This is a genomic window from Streptomyces sp. NPDC059906, from assembly GCF_042730645.1.
In the GTDB taxonomy this organism is placed as follows: domain Bacteria; phylum Actinomycetota; class Actinomycetes; order Streptomycetales; family Streptomycetaceae; genus Streptomyces; species Streptomyces rubrogriseus.
The window spans coordinates 120894-137984 of record NZ_JBHWKU010000011.1 but is presented as its reverse complement, the minus strand read 5'-3'; the positions used below and the strand labels follow the sequence as shown (position 1 = coordinate 137984).

Below are 17091 nucleotides of genomic sequence, written 5' to 3'. Positions count from 1 at the left end.
GTACCGTGGCGGCATGCCACGCACCAAGGGAGATCACGAGGCCCGGCGGCAGGACGTCTCCGCTGCGGTCTGGCAGGTCATGGCCACCCGCGGTTTCGCGGGCCTGACCCTGCGTGCCGTGGCCGCCGAACTCGGCGCGACCACTGGGCTGCTCACCCACTACTTCCCCACCAAGCGCGCCCTGGTCGTTTACGCCCTCGACCTGCTCGAACAGCGCACCCTCTCCCGCCCCCGCCGCGGCGCCGGCCGGGGCCCGGCCACCCTCAGGGACGCCCTGCTGGACATCCTGCCGCTGTCCCCCGAGGCGACGGACAGCAACCGCGTCTGGGTCTCCTCCTGGGACGCCGCGCTCTGCGACCCGGCCCTGAGCACCGACTACGCCCGCAAGTACGCCGAGGGCCGTGAAAGGCTGCGCGCCAGGGTGGTCGCGGCGCAGGAACGCGGCGAACTGGCCCCGGGCGACCCCGCGCAGGTCGCGGCGGGCGCGCAGTCCTTCGTACTCGGGCTGGTGGTCCAAGCCCTGTTCGACCCGGTGGCGTTCCCGCCGCAGCGGCAGGTCGAGCTGCTGGACGACTACCTGGCCACCCTGGCCGCCGGGGCGCGGTAGTTCACTCGCTCGGCCCCGCCGCACAGGCGAGGTCCCGCACGGGGCGTTCCCCGGTGGTGAGGAACCTGGTCGCCGCATCGTTGGCGCAGGTGTTGCGACCGTGGCATGGGGTACCTGAGCCGGCCGGCGGCGACGCTGCGCTGGTACTCCCGGACCGTCCCCGGCCGGCGCGAGTCACCGCACACCACGGCGAAGCGCGCGGCCATCAGGTTCTCCAGGCCCGCGAGCGGCTCCGGCAGCAGGCTGTCGAAGGTGCATCCGCGGAACGCGGCCCCGTCCACGTCCTGGTACGGCTTCGCGTACGGCCGGGAGCACACGAACGGGCGGAATTCGCGGGGTCGTTGTATGGAGCGCCGCTGCTCTGGACACGACTTCCGGTCCTCGTCGGTGACGAGCGGCCAAGCGGGGTTCGCCACCAGGCCGCAGCCGCGTCGCGCAGCACGGTGCCCGCACCGCTTGCGGGAAGCGGTGCGGGCACCGTGGTGAACGGCCGATCGAGCGGCGTCAGCCGATGTGCCAGGAGAAGCTGCCGCCATTGTTGGCCGCCACGGCGAACATCACGATCATGAGCAGGATGTCGGCCACTCCGAGGCCGAGTGCCCACTTGGCCATGGTGGATCCGGTCTGCCGCAGCGCCACGGCACCGAAGACGATGGCGAGCGGGCCCAGGACGATCGGCAGGATGAGGAGTCCGACGATGCCGCAGACCAGTCCGGCGATCGCCAGTCCGCTGGTCCTGCCGCCCTTTCGGGTTCCTGTTCTGCTGTAGGTCGCCATGCTTTCTCCCGAACTGTGGTGAGTCAGTGGGTATCTCCTTGGACAACCTTCGAGTTGCCGCTCGGTGTCGATTCACACCTGCGGGTCGTCACTCCGAGACCGCACGGAGGTCACACGCCGGACCTCTGCGACTTCACAACTCCGGTGCGGTCCCGGTCAGTTCGGCGGCGATGCCGTCCAGCAGGGTGTCCAGGACCACATCGGTCAGCCCGGCGCCCCTCAGCAGACCGAGGATCGCCTCGTCCACCGCGATCTCGCGCGGCCGTCCGCTCACCCGGCTGGCGGTGAGCACGGCCGCCTGGGGATGGGCGAGGTACGAGGAGTGCAGGGCGAGACCGAGGGAGCGGAGGTCCGCGCGCCAGTCGCCTCCGCCCTCCACCCGTCCAGGGCCCGCGCGAGGGTCACCGTGCCGGGCGAGGACGGACCGGTGCGGGTCTCCCCGCGTGACGTGGTCGCCGCGTGCCTTCCCGACCCCGCGACCCTGGGCGAGAGGATGACCGGGAAGACCTGCGCGGGCACCTGGGTCAGGGGCACCAAGGGCGGCGAGGCCCGCGAGGTCCACCTGTACCACGTGGTCGACAATCAGTGGTCCATGCGCGAGTACGGGTCGCAGGCCGTCGTGTGGCAGACGGCCGTCAACCCGGTCGTCGCCCTCGAACTGCTCTCCACCGGGGCCTGGTCGGGCGAGGGTGTCCTCGGTCCCGAGGCCCTGCCCGCCCGGCCGTTCCTCGACCTGCTCACCGAGTACGGGTCGCCCTGGGGTCTGCGCGAACAGGGGTGAGCGTCACCGGTCACGGTCCCGAAGGTGTCCGGGGATCGTGCCCCGGACCTTCACCAGGCCGCGGGTGTCGACACCGTCCGTTCAGGAGCTCTCGACGGCAATGAGGTCATTGCCGTCCGGGTTTTGCCTCCACTGCCTCGGCCTTCGTTCACCGGGTAGGACGGAGGCGGGCGGGAAAACTCATCGGTGGCCCGAGGACCGACCGACGTGTCGGTGGTAGGCCTTGTTCGCGATGCGCCAGCCGTCCTCGGCAGCCACCAGCAGGAAGACGTCCGTGAACCGGTCCGCACCGTGCCGCAGTGTCATGGTGGCGGTCGCGACGCTGCCATGGACCTCGACGGCGTCGATACGGCGGGTTCGGGTCGCTTCGTCCGCGGCGGGCCGGCCCCGGAAGAGGGCGCAGTACTCGTCCAGGCCCCAGGAGACGAAGGCGCCGTCCCGGACACCCTCGATGTGGGCGGTGGGCAGGAAGGCGTCACGGAAGTGGCCGGGGTCGCCGGTGGCGTGTCCGCGGACGTAGGCGCGGAGCGGATCGAGTACGGCGCCCTCCACATCGCCCTCCACAACGCCTTCCACATCGCCCTCCACCGTCGGCACGGCGGCGATGGCCACGTCGGCCGCGGGGTCGGCGGCGGGCCCTGCCAGGGCGTCGGCGCTCCGCAAGGGCGTGGTCGAGGCGTCGGCGAGCAGCGCCATGTCCTTGGCCAGCGCGCCGATGGTGAAATCGGCCGTGTGCGGGGCCCGCTCACCGGTGAGGAAGGGACGCTTGCGGGCGACGAGCCCGCCGAGCTGACCGAGTTCGAGGACGTCCAGCACCTGCGTACGCGGCAGGCCGAGCGCGTCCCCTTGCCGCAGTGAGTCGCGCAGCGCCAGGAGGGCTCCGGCAAGGCTGCCGTTGGCGACGAGCTTGAGCGCCGCGGCGGTGGAGGCGTCGTCGACGCGTCGCACGGTACCCAGCGATTCCAGGACCGGCCGGACGCCGTCGAGTGTGTCCTGCTCGGCGGCGGCGAGGATCCGGAGCGTTCCGCCGGCCACGGCCGGGACGGAGCCGATCACGGGCGCGTGCACGTAGGACCGGCCGACCTGCCGCGCGAACCCCGCCGCCTCGGCGGGGGCGACGGTGCTGGTGTTCACCACGACGGCGTCCGTGCGCAGCGAGTCACGGATGTCGCCGAGGACCTGGAGACAGGCGGGTCCGTCGAACAGCGACAGGAACACCAGGTCCGCCTTCGCCACGGCGGTGCCCGGATCGGGGGCCACCTCGACGGTGCCCGAGGTACGGCCGGAGCGGGTCCAGCCGACGACGTCCCGGCCCTGGGCGGTGAGCCGGGCGGCGATCGCTTCTCCCATGCGTCCCAGGCCGAGAACGGCGATGGTGCGTGGCGCGTGTGGTGCGGTCATGACCGCCACAGTGGTGCACCCGGAGGGCTGCGACAAGCGCAGGTTTCGCAGGCCTGCTCTGCGGGTCGCGCATGCCTGAGTGCGTGGATACTGGCGCGATGGATCTCACCGTGTGGCGGGCCTTCGTGACCGTGTGCCGTCTCGGTTCGCTGTCGGCGGCCGCCGACGAGTTGAACCACACCCAGTCGGCGGTCTCCCGTCAGATCGCCGGACTGGAGCGGCAGTTGGGCGTGTCGCTGGTCGAGCGCCATGCGCGGGGCGTGCGTCCCACGCCGGCCGGCGAGGTGTTCCGCAGGCACGCCCTGACCACGCTCGGCGAGGCCGACCGCGCCGTCCGTGCCGCACGGGACGTCCGCGACGGGGGGTCCGGTCGGCCGTTGGCCGTCGGCGCCGTCCCCTCCCTGGCTTCCGGGATCGTTCCGGAAGCGGTCCGCGGCCTGCTGGACAGAACCGGACACATCCGGTGGAGCCTGGTGCCGGGCCTGAGCGGGCAGCTGCACCGGCGTGTCATCGGCGGCGACATCGACCTGGCTGTCGTCACCGACGCACCGCCCGGCCTGCCCCATGCCCCGCAGGTCGAACGGCGGTTCCTGGGGCTCGACCGCATGGTCGTCGTCCTGCCCGTCGACCATCCGCGGGCCGGGACCGGCCCGGTGCACATCCGGACACTCGCCGACGAGACCTGGGCCGAGGACAACGACGGCTCGGCGGCGCTCCTGCGCCGGCACGCCGCCCGAGCCGGAGTCGGGGTCCGCATCGACCTCGGTGCGGCCGATCTGCCCGGCAAGCTCGCCCTGGTCGCCACCGGTCACGCCATCGCGCTGGTGCCCGGGGTGCTGAGGCGCGCGTTGCGGGCCGACGTCGCCACGGTGGGCCTCGTCGACGCTCCGACTCGCGGCATCTACACGATCACCCCGCACCGCGACCCCCACCCTTGTGCGGCCTCTCTCCACGACGAGCTGACCACTGCGTTCGCCGCCGCCGGGGAACCGACGGCCACGTCACCGGCGGCGGCCCGAGAGGCGGTCGCCGCCGGGGAGAGCGCGGGGGCGCAATAGGCGCTGAGAGCACCCAGGGGCGGTGGCCCGGCCACCGGGACGGCGTCAGCGAGTGGCCAGCCGTTCGAGCAGGGCGGCGCTCTCCGCCAGCAACGTCCGCTCCCTGTCCGTGAGTTCGTCCTCAATGGCCTGCGCGAGCCAGCCCACCCTGCGACCGCGTTCCGCGTCGAGCGCGGTGCGGCCCGCGTCCGACAGCTCGACCAGCGACTTGCGGCCGTCCGTGGGGTGCGCCCGTCGGGTGACCAGGTTCTGTTCCATGAGAAGGCCCACCGCCCGCGCCATCGACTGGGGGCGTACGCGCTGGTCGGCGGCGAGTTCGCTGGTGGTCATGGCACCGTCGCGGTCGAGCGCGCCGAGCACGGCGACCTGGCCCAACGGGATGCGGTCCTCGTGCTTGACGCGTCGGGTGAGCTTGCTCATCGCGGTGCGCAGTTCGGCGGCGATGGCGGCGGCTTCCGGGGTGGGCATGGGGCATCTTACCCCCGCTGACCAGCAAAGCTGTTCACCTGGCCGGCACAGCCGATCTGCCCGGCCAATCTACGCAGTAACGCTGTACAGCCAACCCGCACAGGCAGTCTGCACAGGCAGTCTGCACAGCAATACTGCTCAGCAAAACTGAGCAGCATTGCTGTAGAGTCTGCCCTGCCGGGCCCCGCGCCAGCGTTGCCGCAGCCGGGTCACGGCACCGACAAAGGGAAGGAACTCCCATGTCCGCAACAGCAGTCGAACCCGCCACGGCGATCGAGACCGTCACCGCCCGCCGGATCATCGACAGCCGCGGCAACCCCACGGTCGAGGTCGACGTCGTCCTGGAGGACGGGTCCCTGGGACGGGCAGCCGTCCCGTCCGGCGCCTCCACCGGCGCCCGGGAAGCGGTGGAGCTGCGCGACGAGGACCCCACCCGCTGGCACGGCAAGGGCGTCGACCGCGCGGTGGCTCATGTGAACGGGGAGATCGCGGCGTCCGTGCACGGCCGCGACGCGGCGGACCAGGCCGGTCTCGACGCCGCGCTGATCGCCCTCGACGGCACCGCCACGAAGTCCCGGCTCGGCGCCAACGCGCTCCTCGGCGTCTCCCTCGCCGCCGCCAAGGCCGCCGCCACGGCCCGCCGTCAGCCCCTCTACCGTTACCTCGGCGGCACCGACGCGCACCTTCTGCCGCTGCCGATGATGAACATCGTCAACGGCGGTGCCCATGCCGACAATCCGCTGGACTTCCAGGAGTTCATGATCGTGCCGGTGGGCGCGGACACCTTCGCCGAAGCCGTCCGCATGGGCAGCGAGGTCTTCCACACCCTGCGCCGCGATCTGCTGGCCGCCGGGCACTCCACCGGCGTGGGCGACGAGGGCGGCTTCGCGCCCGCGCTGCGCACCGCCGAGGAGGCCCTCGACTTCGTGGTGGCCGCCATCGAGCGCACCGGCTACCGCGCCGGCCCGGACATCGGCCTGGTCATGGACCCGGCGTCGTCGGAGTTCTTCCGCGACGGCGTGTACGACTACGCGGGCGAGGGGGTGCGCCGGTCCCCCGCCGAACACGCCGACCACCTGGCCGGGCTCATCGACGCCTACCCGGTCGTCTCCGTCGAGGACCCGATGGCCGAGGACGATCTGGACGGCTGGCGCGAGCTGACCGGCCGCGTAGGCGACCGGTGCCAGCTCACCGGCGACGACGTGTTCTGCACCAACGAGACACTCGTGCGCGAGGGCATCCGTACCGGCGTCGGCAACTCGGTCCTGGTCAAGGTCAATCAGATCGGAACCCTCACCGAGGCGCTGGCGACCGTGGCCACGGCGCACGAGGCGGGCTGGACCGTTGTCATGTCGCACCGCTCCGGCGAGACGGAGGACACCACCATCGCGGATCTCGCGGTGGCGACCGGCTGCGGTCAGATCAAGACCGGCTCGCTCTCCCGCTCCGACCGAACGGCCAAGTACAACCGACTCATCCGGATCGAGGAGGAACTGGGCGCCTCGGCACGGTTCGCGGGCCGCTCCGCGCTGCGCCGGGTCTGAGCCGCGACCGGCCCTCCGCCGTCAGCCACCGTCGGAGAACGCCTGCCCGCCGGCCCCGGGACCGTAGTACAGCCGGAGGAACTCCTCCATCGCCGAGTCGACTCCGGCGCGGTCGCCGGTGGCGAGCAGGTCGAACAGCAGACCGCGGACGGTGGCGAGCCCCAGTCTGGCGCGACTTCGGGCCTCGTCCGGGGACGCACCGGCCTCGGCCTCGGCCCGCACGAGCGGCTCCAGCCAGTCCCCCACGAGCCCTTCGAGGACCGGGGCGGCCTCGGGTCGGCCGCGCAGCGCCTGCCCGCAGATCTCGAAGAACAGCCGCTCCTGACCGGCCAGTCCGGGGTCCGTCAACTGCCGCCACAGCCGCCGCGCGACATCGGCGGGCGAGACACCGGGCTCGGCACGAAGCCGCGACAGCAACGCGCGCTGGCGTCGCTCCGACGCCCGGACGATCTCGACGAGCAGCTGTTCCTTGGAGCCGAAGTAGTGGATCAGCATGCGGTGGCTCACGCCGATCGCGGAACCCAGCCGACGGAGGCTGAGGTCGGCCATACCGTGCGCCGCGACGTGGTCGACGGCGGCCTCCACCAGCCGCGCGCGCCGGTCACCCTGCGCGCCCCGGCCGGGGCCCGACGCCGACGGCGGATCGTCCCTCGTCACCATGGCGCGAGCGTACCAAGTGGTACATCCCACGTGTACCGTGTGGTACATGAAACCTGTCACTGTGCGTGTCGCCGTGCCCCAGGCGCCCGAGCAGGTCTACGACTTTCTCGACGTCATGGCGCACCACGAGCGATTCACGGATCACTACCTCTCAGACTGGCGCTGCGGCGGCCCTGCCCGCGGCATCGGTTCGCGCGCCGCCGTCACCGCCACGCTGGGCGGCAGGAGGACCGACGTCGACATCGAGGTCGTCGAGGCCGAGGCGCCACGGCGCATCGTGGAACGGAACATCAGCGCCGCGGGTCGCCGCGTGGCCCACGGAACCTACGAGGTCGAAGCGCCGCGCACCGGCGGGGCCCGTGTCTCGTTCACCTACTCCTGGGTACGCGCCCCGCTCGCCGACCGGCTGCTCGCACCCGTCGTACGGATGACGATGCGGCGCGCCAACCGCACGGTCATGCGGCGCCTGGCCGACGAGCTGGCCCGCCACGTGTCCGCCACCGGCACCTGACGGCAGCAGGGGCCGATCCCGCCCCAGGGGCGAGGAGTTCGGCGTTCCGACACCCTGTCGCGGACCGGCGTGCGGGTGTACGGTCTCGGGCCGATGGGCTTTGGGAGCGCTCCCATCGCGTTGTGTCCGCTTCGCACGAGGAGGAACGCTTTGAAACGCCTTTTGGCCCTGCTCGCGACCGGCGTGTCGGTCGTCGGCCTGACAGCGCTCGCCGGCCCCCCGGCGCAGGCCGCCACCGGCTGCAAGGCCGAGTACACGATCACCAGCCAGTGGGAGGGCGGCTTCCAGGCCGGGGTGAAGATCACCAACCTGGGTGATCCCGTCAGTGGCTGGACGCTCGGGTTCACGATGCCGGACGCCGGGCAGCGGGTCGTCCAGGGCTGGAACGCGACCTGGTCGCAGTCCGGCTCCGCGGTCACCGCCGACGGCGTCGACTGGAACCGCACCCTGTCCACCGGCGCGTCGGCCGACCTGGGGTTCGTGGGCTCCTTCACGGGTGCCAATCCCGCGCCCACGTCCTTCACGCTCAATGGCGCGACCTGCAGTGGGTCCGTCACCGATCCGCCGACGGACCCGCCGACCGACCCGCCCGCGACCGGGACACCGGCCGCCGTCAACGGCCAACTGCACGTCTGCGGCGTGCATCTGTGCAATCAGTACGACCGCCCGATACAACTGCGCGGCATGAGCACGCACGGCATCCAGTGGTTCGGCCCGTGCTACGGCGACGCGTCCCTGGACGCCTTGGCGCAGGACTGGAAGTCGGACCTGCTCCGCGTCGCCATGTACGTCCAGGAGGACGGCTACGAAACCGACCCGGCCGGCTTCACCAGCCGGGTGAACGGCCTGGTCGACATGGCCGAGGCCCGCGGCATGTACGCGGTGATCGACTTCCACACGCTGACGCCGGGCGACCCGAACTACAACCTCGACCGCGCCAAGACGTTCTTCTCCTCCGTCGCCGCCCGCAACGCGGACAAGAAGAACGTGATCTACGAGATCGCCAACGAGCCCAACGGGGTGAGCTGGACGGCCGTGAAGAGCTACGCCGAGCAGGTCATCCCGGTGATCCGGGCCGCCGACCCGGACGCCGTCGTCATCGTGGGCACCCGGGGCTGGTCCTCGCTGGGCGTCTCGGACGGCGCGAACGAGAGCGAGGTGGTCAACAACCCGGTGAACGCGACCAACATCATGTACGCGTTCCACTTCTACGCCGCCAGCCACAAGGACAACTACCGGGCGGCGCTGAGCCGAGCGGCCACCCGGCTTCCCCTGTTCGTGTCGGAGTTCGGCACGGTGAGCGCCACCGGCGGTGGTGCGGTGGACCGGTCGAGCAGCATCGCCTGGCTGGATCTGCTCGACCAACTCAAGATCAGTTATGCGAACTGGACGTACTCCGACGCCGACGAGGGCAGCGCCGCGTTCAAGCCGGGCACCTGTGAGGGCTCCGACTACAGCAGCAGCGGCGTGCTGACCGAGTCCGGCGCCCTGCTGAAGAGCCGCATCAGCACCACCGACGACTTCCCGACGAGCTGACCCCGGCGAGACAGGAGGAGTAGACGCGCAACGAGGTGGGCCGCGGCTCCGGTTCCGCGGCTCACCGACCGCCCCCGAAGTGGTCCCGGAGTGCCTCGTCGCAGTCGCCCGCGGCACCGCCCTCGACCCGCGAGAACGTCAGCACCCCGTCCTCGCCTTCCCGCCTGGCCTTGGCCAGTTGCTTCTCGATGTCCGCGATGCGCTCGGCGCACACGGCGCTGACGGGCTCCTCGGGCCGGGGGCCCGGAGTCGAGGAGGCGTTCAGCACCGCGGTGGCGACGAGGCCGACCGCGCCCGTCACCGCCCACGCGGCAACCCACCTGCGGCGGCTCATGCGCAACGACTCGGACATCCGGGCATCGTACGTGCAGGCGCCCGGCCGTGCTCGGCCTCCTGGTCACGGACGGCCAGGAGCTGCCCACGAATTGACTGATTGACAGCGCCGTCCTCTGGGCAGGGAGCCAGGTGATGTCATGAGCACGACTCCTCTCCCCCACAAGGAGGTCGAGCATGCACGTCCGCACACTGACCGGATGTCTCGCGGCGGCGCTGCTGTCGCTGCCGCTGCTGAGCGGCCAGGCCGTGGCCGCGGGATCACCGGCCGCGGCCCGGGTACTCACCTACGACGCAAGCGGCTCCGCGGAGTTCCGGTCCGCGGTCGACCAGGGCGCGGCCATCTGGAACGAGAGCGTCGAGGGCGCCGAGCTGCGTCCGGTCCCGGCCGGACAGCGGGCCGACATCCGGATCCTGGCCGACGACGGCTGGCCGCGCGCCCTCCCCACGTCCTTGGGCAAGGGCACCGTCTGGATCGGTCGTCAGGCGGTGAACGAGGGCTACAACACGGTACGCATCTCGTCCCACGAACTCGGTCACATCCTGGGACTGCCGGACCGCAAACCCGGCCCGTGCTCCAGTCTGATGTCGGGATCGAGCGCGGGTGTCCCGTGCACCAATCCGTACCCGAACGCCGCGGAGAAGGCAGAGGTCGAGGACAACTTCGCCGGTGCGGCCGGTTCGCCGTCGGCGGTCTCGGGACCGGTGCCCGTCCTCATCGCGGACTGAGCCTCGGCGACGATCGGCACGGTCAGCGCATGTGCACGCGGACTTCCAGGTAGCTCTCCCCGTCCCTCGGTGGACGGGTCCAGGAGCGACTGGTGCAGGTGTGCAGCCTCCCGTGCACGAGGGCCTGCCGGGGCAGGTGGACACCGAACTCCCCGCCCACCGCCGCCAGCAGCGCCCGTTCCACGTCGTCGGCGCCGTCGCCCGGGTCACCGAAGTACTGGTCCGGGCGCAGCGTCCGCGGTATCCGGCCGCTCTCCCGGATCTCCCCCTCGCCGTACGTGAAGGCGTACTGCTCGACGCCGTCCCGGGCCACCGAGAGGTGGAAGAAGGGTTCTCCGTGCCGCGTTCTCAGTCCGCTCCACACCACCACCGCCCGAGCACCCGCGCAGGCTGCGGCCGCGGGCGAGACGAACCGCCGCGGGTCGAAGGGGGCGGGGGCGCCGTCGAAGGCGAAACTCCAGCCGGCGCCCGCCCGGCCGACCGCGAGGAGCGCCCGGTCCTCGTACGACGGGAACTCCCCGCGGCCCCGCGACGAGCCGTGCCGCGCCTGCCAGGAGGTCATGGGGTCGTTGAGCGCGGGGCCGCCCGCGCCCCCGTCCGCGAGCCGCGCCGGCAAGTCCGCGGGCTCGACCCCTTCGACCAGTACGAACCGGTAGCACGTGCGCCTGCCGCCCGGGTCCTGTTCGGCGAGCCATGCCAGGCCGGGCGGGTCCAGCGGCGGCGTCGGCCCGGGTGCCTCACCGGCCTGACCGCCCCTTGGCGTGGAGAGCAGCTCGCGTCCCCGCTCCGCGGTCAGCAGCGACCCGAGCAGCGGGTCCGCGATCCAGCCCACCGGTGCCAGGTGGTCCGGCCCCAGCGGCTCCCACGAGGGCAGGGCGCTCGTCAGCTCCCGCCAGGCCGCGTCCGTGTCTCCCCACCGGGCCAGCTCCCTCGCCCGCTGCACCGCCTCTCCGAACGCTCCTGGCGCCGTGTACGCGTACGTGCCCTTCCCCGTCCGGTCGGGCATCTCGGCGGTCAGCAGCGGCAACAGCTCGGGCGCGTACCGCGGATCCGTGGCCAGGCCGCCGAAGTCCACCATGTAGGTCTTGCCGAGCAGACGGCGTATCTGGTCGCCGAGTCCGGCGGCTCGCGGTCTGCCGTAGGCCCCGGCCTCGTCCAGCAGTCGCAGGGCTCCTTCCCAGTCGCCCCGCAGCGCCGCCTGCCGGGCCTCCTCGACGAGCCCGTCGAGCCGGCGCGTCTTGTCATTGACGAACTCCGGCTCTCCTTCCCCCGGGCGGGCGCGCAGGCGGTGGAACTCGCGGTGCATCTCCCGCATGAACGCACGGAAGTTCGCGTGCCGTTCGGGCGGTGCGGCCCGCCAGCCCGCCCAGGTGTACACGGCCCACTCACCGTCCTCGTCCACGTCCTCCGGGTCCATGAGGACGTAGGTGGCGTCGGACTCGACGTCGAGCTGCAGTCCGCGCCGCCAGATACCCGCCTCCCGTCGCTCCTGCGGCCCGGCGTCCTCGTCCAGGTTCTCCTCGAACGTGTCCGCCAGGCCCGACGCGTCGTCGTGCCAGCGCGCGTCCGCGGTGCCCGCGAGCAACCACACGAATCCGCCCGCGTGCAACCACCCGTCACTGACCATCAGGAAGTCCCGGTACGACGGGGGCAGGCGGCGGCCCAGGCGCGCCTCCGCCGCCGCGACCCGCGCCTCGTCGGCGGGCGGGAATCCCAGCCAGCGAGACCACCGGGCGGATGTGTCGTCCGCGCTCCGCGTCTCCCCCTCGGGCAGGGAGTCCGCCCACTCCCCGCTCCACTCGATCAGGAAGGGCCGCCAGTCGAACCCCGTTGTGTCTGTCATGGGTCCAGCCTGTCATCACCCACTGACAGCGCCGTCCGGGTCGGGAAGACTCGGAGGGCTTCACTCGGCCGCTGGTGAGACAGCCGGCGCCGATCACGAGATGGGAGAACGATCAATGAAGTTCACTCCGGTACGGAGCAGGGTGCGCACGGCCGCGCTCGCGCTCTCGGCCGTCGCGGCCCTCACCTTCGGCACGACCGCGACGGCCGCCACGACCGGCGCGGCGGCCGCCCCCGCTCCCGCGAAACAGGGACCGACCTCGGTGGCCTACATCGAGGTGAACAACAACAGCATGCTCAACGCGGGCAAGTACACCCTCGCCGACGGCGGCGGCAACGTCTTCGACGTCGCCGTGATCTTCGCGGCGAACATCAACTACGACACGGGCACGAAGTCGGCGTACCTGCACTTCAACGAGAACGTGCAGCGCGTCCTCGACAACGCCGCCACGCAGATACGGCCGTTGCAGCAGAAGGGCATCAAGGTCGTCCTGTCGGTACTCGGCAACCACCAGGGGGCCGGGTTCGCCAACTTCCCGTCCCAGCAGGCTGCTTCGGCGTTCGCGAAGCAACTCTCCGACGCCGTCGCCGAGTACGGGCTCGACGGCATCGACTTCGACGACGAGTACGCCGAGTACGGCAACAACGGCACCGCGCAGCCCAACGACAGCTCGTTCGTGCATCTGGTGACGGCGCTGCGCGCGAACATGCCCGACAAGATCATCAGCCTGTACAACATCGGCCCGGCCGCCTCGCGCCTCTCCTACGGCGGCGTGGACGTCTCCACCGACTTCGACTACGCCTGGAACCCGTACTACGGCACCTGGCAGGTGCCCGGGATCGCGCTGCCCAAGTCGAAGCTGTCACCGGCGGCCGTGGAGATCGGCCGGACCCCGCAGAGCACGTCCGCCGACCTCGCCCGGCGCACCGTCGACGAGGGGTACGGCGTCTATCTGACGTACAACCTCGACGGCGGCGACCGCAGCTCCGACGTCTCCGCGTTCACCAGGGAGCTGTACGGCAGCGAGGCCGTCCACACGCCGTAGGGTCCCGCGCCGCGCTGCGGCCGGACAACGATGTCATGGATGTCCTGCGGCCCACGGGCCAAAGGGCGGCGGGCCGCAGGGCGGCGGGTCAGCGCAGCCCGGCGAAGAGGTCGTTCTCCGGTACGGCCGCGCCGGTGGTGTCCCGGACGCGTACGAAGGTCTCCATGCCCATCAGCTCGCCGAACCTCTCCTTGCCCATCCTGAGGAAGAAGATGTTCTCGCCCTGGCTGGCGTGGGCGGCCAGGGCGTCGAACTTCTGGCCGCTGAAGGCGGTGGTGTCCACCCAGGTGGTGATCTCCTCGTCGGGGAGGCCGATCTCGGCCATCGCGGCGGCCTCGGCGGGGTCCGGCTCCGGCATGTCCGGATGGAACTCGCGCATGATCTCGCCGAACCGCCGCATCATCGAGCGGGGCGCCGTGGTCCAGTACACCTTCGGCGTCAGCGTCGTCATCTCCAGTGCCGCCATGGTAATGCGGTGGGCCTGGATGTGGTCGGGGTGACCGTAGAAGCCGTTCTCGTCGTAGGTGACGACCACGTCGGGCCGGTAGTGCCGCATGAGTTCCGCGAGGCGGGCGGCCCCTTCCTCCACCGGGGTACGCCAGAAGGAACCGGGGGCGTCGTTGCTCGGCCAGCCCATCATTCCGGAGTCGGCGTAGTCCAGCGTCTCCAGATCGCTGATCTTCAGGACGTCACGGCTCTCCTCGAGTTCCCGCCGGCGCATCAGGGCGACGGCCGCCGGATCGTGCCCGGGGTCCCCCGGCTTGACGCCTCCCGGTCCGTCACCGCAACCGCCGTCGGTACATGTCACGAGCACCGTGCGGACGCCCTCCGCCGCGTACCGCGCCAGGATCCCGCCCGTGCCCGTGGCCTCGTCGTCGGGGTGGGCGTGCACGGCCATCAGCGTCAAGGGTCGGTCGGTCATGTAACAGTCCTCCTGCTGGGATACGTCATGCTCCGGACACGGCGGGCGCGGATGCGGCGCCGGTCCCTCCGCCGATGCAACAGCGTGTGACGGCTCCCCTGTTCCCGACCCGCCGCCGCAGGTTGTCGCCACGGGCCGTCGTCGACCGGGCGGGCGGTGTTCAGCTCGGCGCCATCGGACGGTCGGCGCGGGTGAGCAGCATGCGCACTGATCGCCATCCGTCACCCGGTCCGTGGAGCCCAGATGAGCACAGAGGAACAGAGCAGTGACCGCCGTCACCCCGACAGACGCGTCCTGTTGCGTGCGGCGGTGGCCGTACCGGCGGCCGGTGCCGCGGTCGCCGGTACGGCCGCCGTCCCGGCACAGGCCGCCGTCCCGGCACAGGCGGCCGACGCGGCCGGCTCGTCCGGCGGCCGCTTCGACGCCGGCAGTCCGCGGTTCGCCCTGGCGGTGCTGCCCGACACCCAGTACCTGTTCGACGCCGACAGCGCCGATCCGACCCCGCTGCGGGCGACGTTCCGCCACCTCGTCACCGAGCGGGCCGCGGCCAACATCGCGTTCATGACGCACCTCGGCGACGTCACCGAGCACGGCACCGAGGCCGAGATCGATCTCGCGGCCGACACCTTCCGCGTCCTGCACGGCCGGGTCCCGTACAGCGTTCTGGCGGGCAACCACGACATCCGCTCGTCCACGGACGACCAGCGGGGCGACTCCGCCTACCTCTCGGCCTTCGGGCCCGACCGCTACCGGTCCATGCCGACGTTCGGCGGTGCCTCGCCCGACGGCTACAACAGCTACCACGTCCTGCGGGCCGGCGGACGGCAGTGGCTCGTCCTCGCCCTGGACTGGCGGGTCTCCGACCAGGGGCTGGCGTGGGCCCGGCAGGTGCTCGCCCGGCATGCCACCCTGCCGGCGGTGCTGACCACGCACGACATCGCCTGGTCCGGCGACGACGGCGAGGCCCGCCTGTCCGACCACGGCCAACGTCTGTGGGACGGTCTGATCAAGGGGAACGACCAGATCTTCCTGGCGCTGGGCGGGCACTACTGGCCGCCGGGCCGCACCGTCCTGACCAACGACGCCGGGCACGACGTCCACGTCCACATCACCAACTACCAGGACCGCTACTACGGCGGCGCGGGCATGATCCGCACCTACGGCTTCGACCTGGTGCGCGGGGTCGTCGACGTGGAGACGTTCTCGCCCTGGTTCCTCGCCCGGGACCCCGCGGCGCGCTCCCCGCTGGCAGCCGAGACGCTCGAACTCACCGGTCCGGCCGACCGGTTCACACTCGACATCGACTTCGACGAGCGGTTCGCCGGCTTCGCCCCCGTGCCCGCGCCGAAGCCCCGGCCGGCCCGGGCCGTGATGCCCCGCGGCACCCTCGCCTACTGGCGCTTCGACGCCTCGGGAACCGGCGCGGCCCAGCGGCCGGGTGCGCCCCTGCCCGACGGCACCGTGGTCAGGGACCTCACCGGCCGGGGCAACGACCTGACGGTGCGCCGGCTGCACGCCTCCGGCGCCGAGGCGCTCACCTGGTCGCGGGACCACCACCGCGGCCAGCCCGCGCACGCCAGCCTCCGCTTCGACGGCGGCCAGGGCCCCGACCGCGGCGCCGTCCTCACCACCGCGGACGGGGCGGCCCTGAACAGTGAGAAGTTCCTGCGCGGGTACACCATCGAGACCTTCGTCCGGCTGCCCGAGCCGTTCGAGGGCAACCACGACTGGATGGGCATCCTCAGCTGGGAGGGCCGCAACGGCGACGCGGGCAAGACGACGGGCTGGTCCCCGCTGGAACCGACGTGCAGCCTGAACATCTCCCCCGAGCGGTTTCTCCAGTTCGTCGTCTACCCGCACCGGCAGGACGCCGACCCCACGTCGTGGAGCCATGCCGTCCCGGTCGGGCGCTGGACGCACATCGCCGTCGTCAACGACGGCCGTCGTACGGTGATGTACGTGGACGGATCGAGGATCGCGCGCAATCCCGCACAGCCGTCGACCGGGATCGCCACCCTCGGCAAGCCCTTCGTCCTCGGCGGCACGCAGTTCGACGAACGGTTCGGGCAGGGCTTCTACGGCTGGCTGGGCGACACCCGGATCGTCGGGCGCCCCCTGCCGGTACGGGAGTTCCTCACTCCTTCGGGCTGAGCGGCGTCACGGTGGCTCCCGTGGGGTCGTTCGGGCCCGGCGTGAGGGGAACCGGCCCCAGGGACTCGCCCTCCCAAAGCAGCGCTCGCCATCCCCGACCGGGCGAACCGGAGAGGATGACGATTCCGGTGTTCGCCAGGGGGTGCCCCGCGGCGTGGTCGACGTCCACGTTGTCGGCCCGGGCCGCCACCCACATGCGGATGGCGGCGCCGTGGCTGACCATGGCCACGGTCTCCGCGCCGCCCCGGTGGGCCTCGGCCACGACGGCGTCGAAGCGGGCCAGTGCCTCCACCCCGTTCTCGCCGCCGGGCATACGGAGCTGCACGTCACCCGCGGACCAGGAGAACGCGGTGTGCATGTAGGTGTGTGCCGCCTCGTCGTCGCCGCGCATCTCCAGGTCGCCGGCGGTCAGCTCCCGGATCCCCGCCCGGACCCGGACCTCCAGTCCCCTCGCCGAGGCCAGGGGTGCGGCGGTCAGCTGCGTGCGGACCAGCGTCGACGCGTACAGGGCGTCGATCTTCTCCGACGCCAGGGCCTCGGGCAGCGCCGCCGCCTGTTCCTGGCCGAGGGCGGTCAGACCGGGGCCCGGCTCGGCCGTGTCCAGGAGGTGCTTGAGGTTGGACGGGGTCTGGCCGTGCCTGATGAGCAGGAGACGCATACGACGGGGACTTTCTGCGGGACGACGGGAGACGGGGCATCTCCACTGTGCCACGCGCCGCCGGTGT

At 71.9% G+C, this 17091-nt stretch carries 17 protein-coding genes and 2 pseudogenes; 9 read left to right on the top strand and 10 right to left on the bottom strand.

The window, feature by feature from the left end:
* Positions 1-13: 13 nt before the first annotated feature.
* Positions 14-607 (top strand): TetR/AcrR family transcriptional regulator, encoded by a 594-nt coding sequence (locus ACFV9J_RS19065; RefSeq protein WP_385355785.1) that lies wholly within the window; start codon positions 14-16, stop codon positions 605-607.
* A gap of 1 nt (position 608) precedes the next feature.
* On the opposite strand, the gene ACFV9J_RS19060 is transcribed toward ACFV9J_RS19065, so the two are convergent.
* The 3 genes and pseudogenes from ACFV9J_RS19060 to ACFV9J_RS19050 all read right to left on the bottom strand — a co-directional run.
* Entirely contained in the window at positions 609-785 is a 177-nt protein-coding gene (locus ACFV9J_RS19060) for an alpha/beta hydrolase (RefSeq protein WP_385355783.1), read from the bottom strand.
* 326 nt (positions 786-1111) lie between these two features.
* Complete coding sequence (locus ACFV9J_RS19055; RefSeq protein WP_385355782.1) at positions 1112-1384, bottom strand: DUF4190 domain-containing protein; 273 nt, start codon at positions 1382-1384, stop codon at positions 1112-1114.
* Positions 1385-1583: 199 nt separating this feature from the next.
* A pseudogene (locus tag ACFV9J_RS19050) lies at positions 1584-1780 on the bottom strand (TetR/AcrR family transcriptional regulator C-terminal domain-containing protein); the annotation flags it as partial.
* 4 nt (positions 1781-1784) lie between these two features.
* Between ACFV9J_RS19050 and ACFV9J_RS19045 the strand changes: the two are divergent.
* A pseudogene (locus ACFV9J_RS19045) lies at positions 1785-2165 on the top strand (saccharopine dehydrogenase family protein); the annotation flags it as partial.
* Positions 2166-2345: 180 nt separating this feature from the next.
* On the opposite strand, the gene ACFV9J_RS19040 reads toward ACFV9J_RS19045, so the two are convergent.
* On the bottom strand, positions 2346-3566 hold the full coding sequence (locus ACFV9J_RS19040; RefSeq protein ID WP_385355780.1) for a nuclear transport factor 2 family protein: 1221 nt from the start codon (positions 3564-3566) through the stop codon (positions 2346-2348).
* A 98-nt stretch (positions 3567-3664) separates the two neighbouring features.
* Between ACFV9J_RS19040 and ACFV9J_RS19035 the strand changes: the two genes are divergently transcribed.
* Complete coding sequence (locus tag ACFV9J_RS19035; RefSeq protein WP_385355779.1) at positions 3665-4624, top strand: LysR family transcriptional regulator; 960 nt, start codon at positions 3665-3667, stop codon at positions 4622-4624.
* Between the two features lie 45 nt (positions 4625-4669).
* Here the strand turns inward: ACFV9J_RS19035 and ACFV9J_RS19030 are convergent, their stop codons facing one another.
* Positions 4670-5092, bottom strand: a complete 423-nt coding sequence (locus ACFV9J_RS19030) for a MarR family winged helix-turn-helix transcriptional regulator (protein ID WP_385355777.1) — start codon at positions 5090-5092, stop codon at positions 4670-4672.
* Between the two features lie 239 nt (positions 5093-5331).
* Here ACFV9J_RS19030 and eno point away from each other — a divergent pair, with 239 nt between their 5' ends.
* On the top strand, positions 5332-6636 hold the full coding sequence (gene eno / locus ACFV9J_RS19025; RefSeq protein WP_385355776.1) for a phosphopyruvate hydratase: 1305 nt from the start codon (positions 5332-5334) through the stop codon (positions 6634-6636).
* A 21-nt stretch (positions 6637-6657) separates the two neighbouring features.
* On the opposite strand, the gene ACFV9J_RS19020 is transcribed toward eno, so the two are convergent.
* Complete coding sequence (locus ACFV9J_RS19020) at positions 6658-7296, bottom strand: TetR/AcrR family transcriptional regulator (RefSeq protein ID WP_385355774.1); 639 nt, start codon at positions 7294-7296, stop codon at positions 6658-6660.
* 46 nt (positions 7297-7342) lie between these two features.
* On the opposite strand from ACFV9J_RS19020, the gene ACFV9J_RS19015 reads away from it, so the two are divergent.
* The gene (locus tag ACFV9J_RS19015; RefSeq protein ID WP_385355772.1) at positions 7343-7807 is read left to right on the top strand and encodes an SRPBCC family protein; all 465 of its coding nucleotides are present in this window, start codon (positions 7343-7345) and stop codon (positions 7805-7807) included.
* A 150-nt stretch (positions 7808-7957) separates the two neighbouring features.
* Positions 7958-9343 (top strand): cellulase family glycosylhydrolase, encoded by a 1386-nt coding sequence (locus tag ACFV9J_RS19010; RefSeq protein ID WP_385355770.1) that lies wholly within the window; start codon positions 7958-7960, stop codon positions 9341-9343.
* Positions 9344-9404: 61 nt separating this feature from the next.
* Here ACFV9J_RS19010 and ACFV9J_RS19005 read toward each other — a convergent pair whose 3' ends face one another.
* Positions 9405-9695 (bottom strand): hypothetical protein, encoded by a 291-nt coding sequence (locus ACFV9J_RS19005; protein WP_385355769.1) that lies wholly within the window; start codon positions 9693-9695, stop codon positions 9405-9407.
* Positions 9696-9853: 158 nt separating this feature from the next.
* Between ACFV9J_RS19005 and ACFV9J_RS19000 the strand changes: the two genes are divergently transcribed.
* Positions 9854-10405: a snapalysin family zinc-dependent metalloprotease gene (locus ACFV9J_RS19000; RefSeq protein ID WP_385355768.1), complete on the top strand. Its 552-nt coding sequence runs from the start codon at positions 9854-9856 to the stop codon at positions 10403-10405.
* Between the two features lie 22 nt (positions 10406-10427).
* Here the strand turns inward: ACFV9J_RS19000 and ACFV9J_RS18995 are convergent, their stop codons facing one another.
* Complete coding sequence (locus ACFV9J_RS18995; RefSeq protein ID WP_385355766.1) at positions 10428-12248, bottom strand: SMI1/KNR4 family protein; 1821 nt, start codon at positions 12246-12248, stop codon at positions 10428-10430.
* Positions 12249-12363: 115 nt separating this feature from the next.
* On the opposite strand from ACFV9J_RS18995, the gene ACFV9J_RS18990 reads away from it, so the two are divergent.
* Positions 12364-13293 carry an endo-beta-N-acetylglucosaminidase H gene (locus ACFV9J_RS18990; protein ID WP_385355765.1) on the top strand — a complete coding sequence of 310 codons (930 nt, stop codon included), beginning with the start codon at positions 12364-12366 and terminating at the stop codon, positions 13291-13293.
* An 88-nt stretch (positions 13294-13381) separates the two neighbouring features.
* Here the strand turns inward: ACFV9J_RS18990 and ACFV9J_RS18985 are convergent, their stop codons facing one another.
* Entirely contained in the window at positions 13382-14215 is an 834-nt protein-coding gene (locus ACFV9J_RS18985) for a PIG-L family deacetylase (protein WP_385355764.1), read from the bottom strand.
* Between the two features lie 243 nt (positions 14216-14458).
* On the opposite strand from ACFV9J_RS18985, the gene ACFV9J_RS18980 reads away from it, so the two are divergent.
* Entirely contained in the window at positions 14459-16366 is a 1908-nt protein-coding gene (locus ACFV9J_RS18980; RefSeq protein ID WP_385355762.1) for a LamG-like jellyroll fold domain-containing protein, read from the top strand.
* On the opposite strand, the gene ACFV9J_RS18975 is transcribed toward ACFV9J_RS18980, so the two are convergent.
* A complete protein-coding gene (locus tag ACFV9J_RS18975; protein WP_385355761.1) occupies positions 16350-17024 on the bottom strand; it encodes a histidine phosphatase family protein in 675 nt (224 codons plus the stop codon). The genes ACFV9J_RS18980 and ACFV9J_RS18975 overlap by 17 nt on opposite strands.
* Positions 17025-17091: the final 67 nt, after the last annotated feature.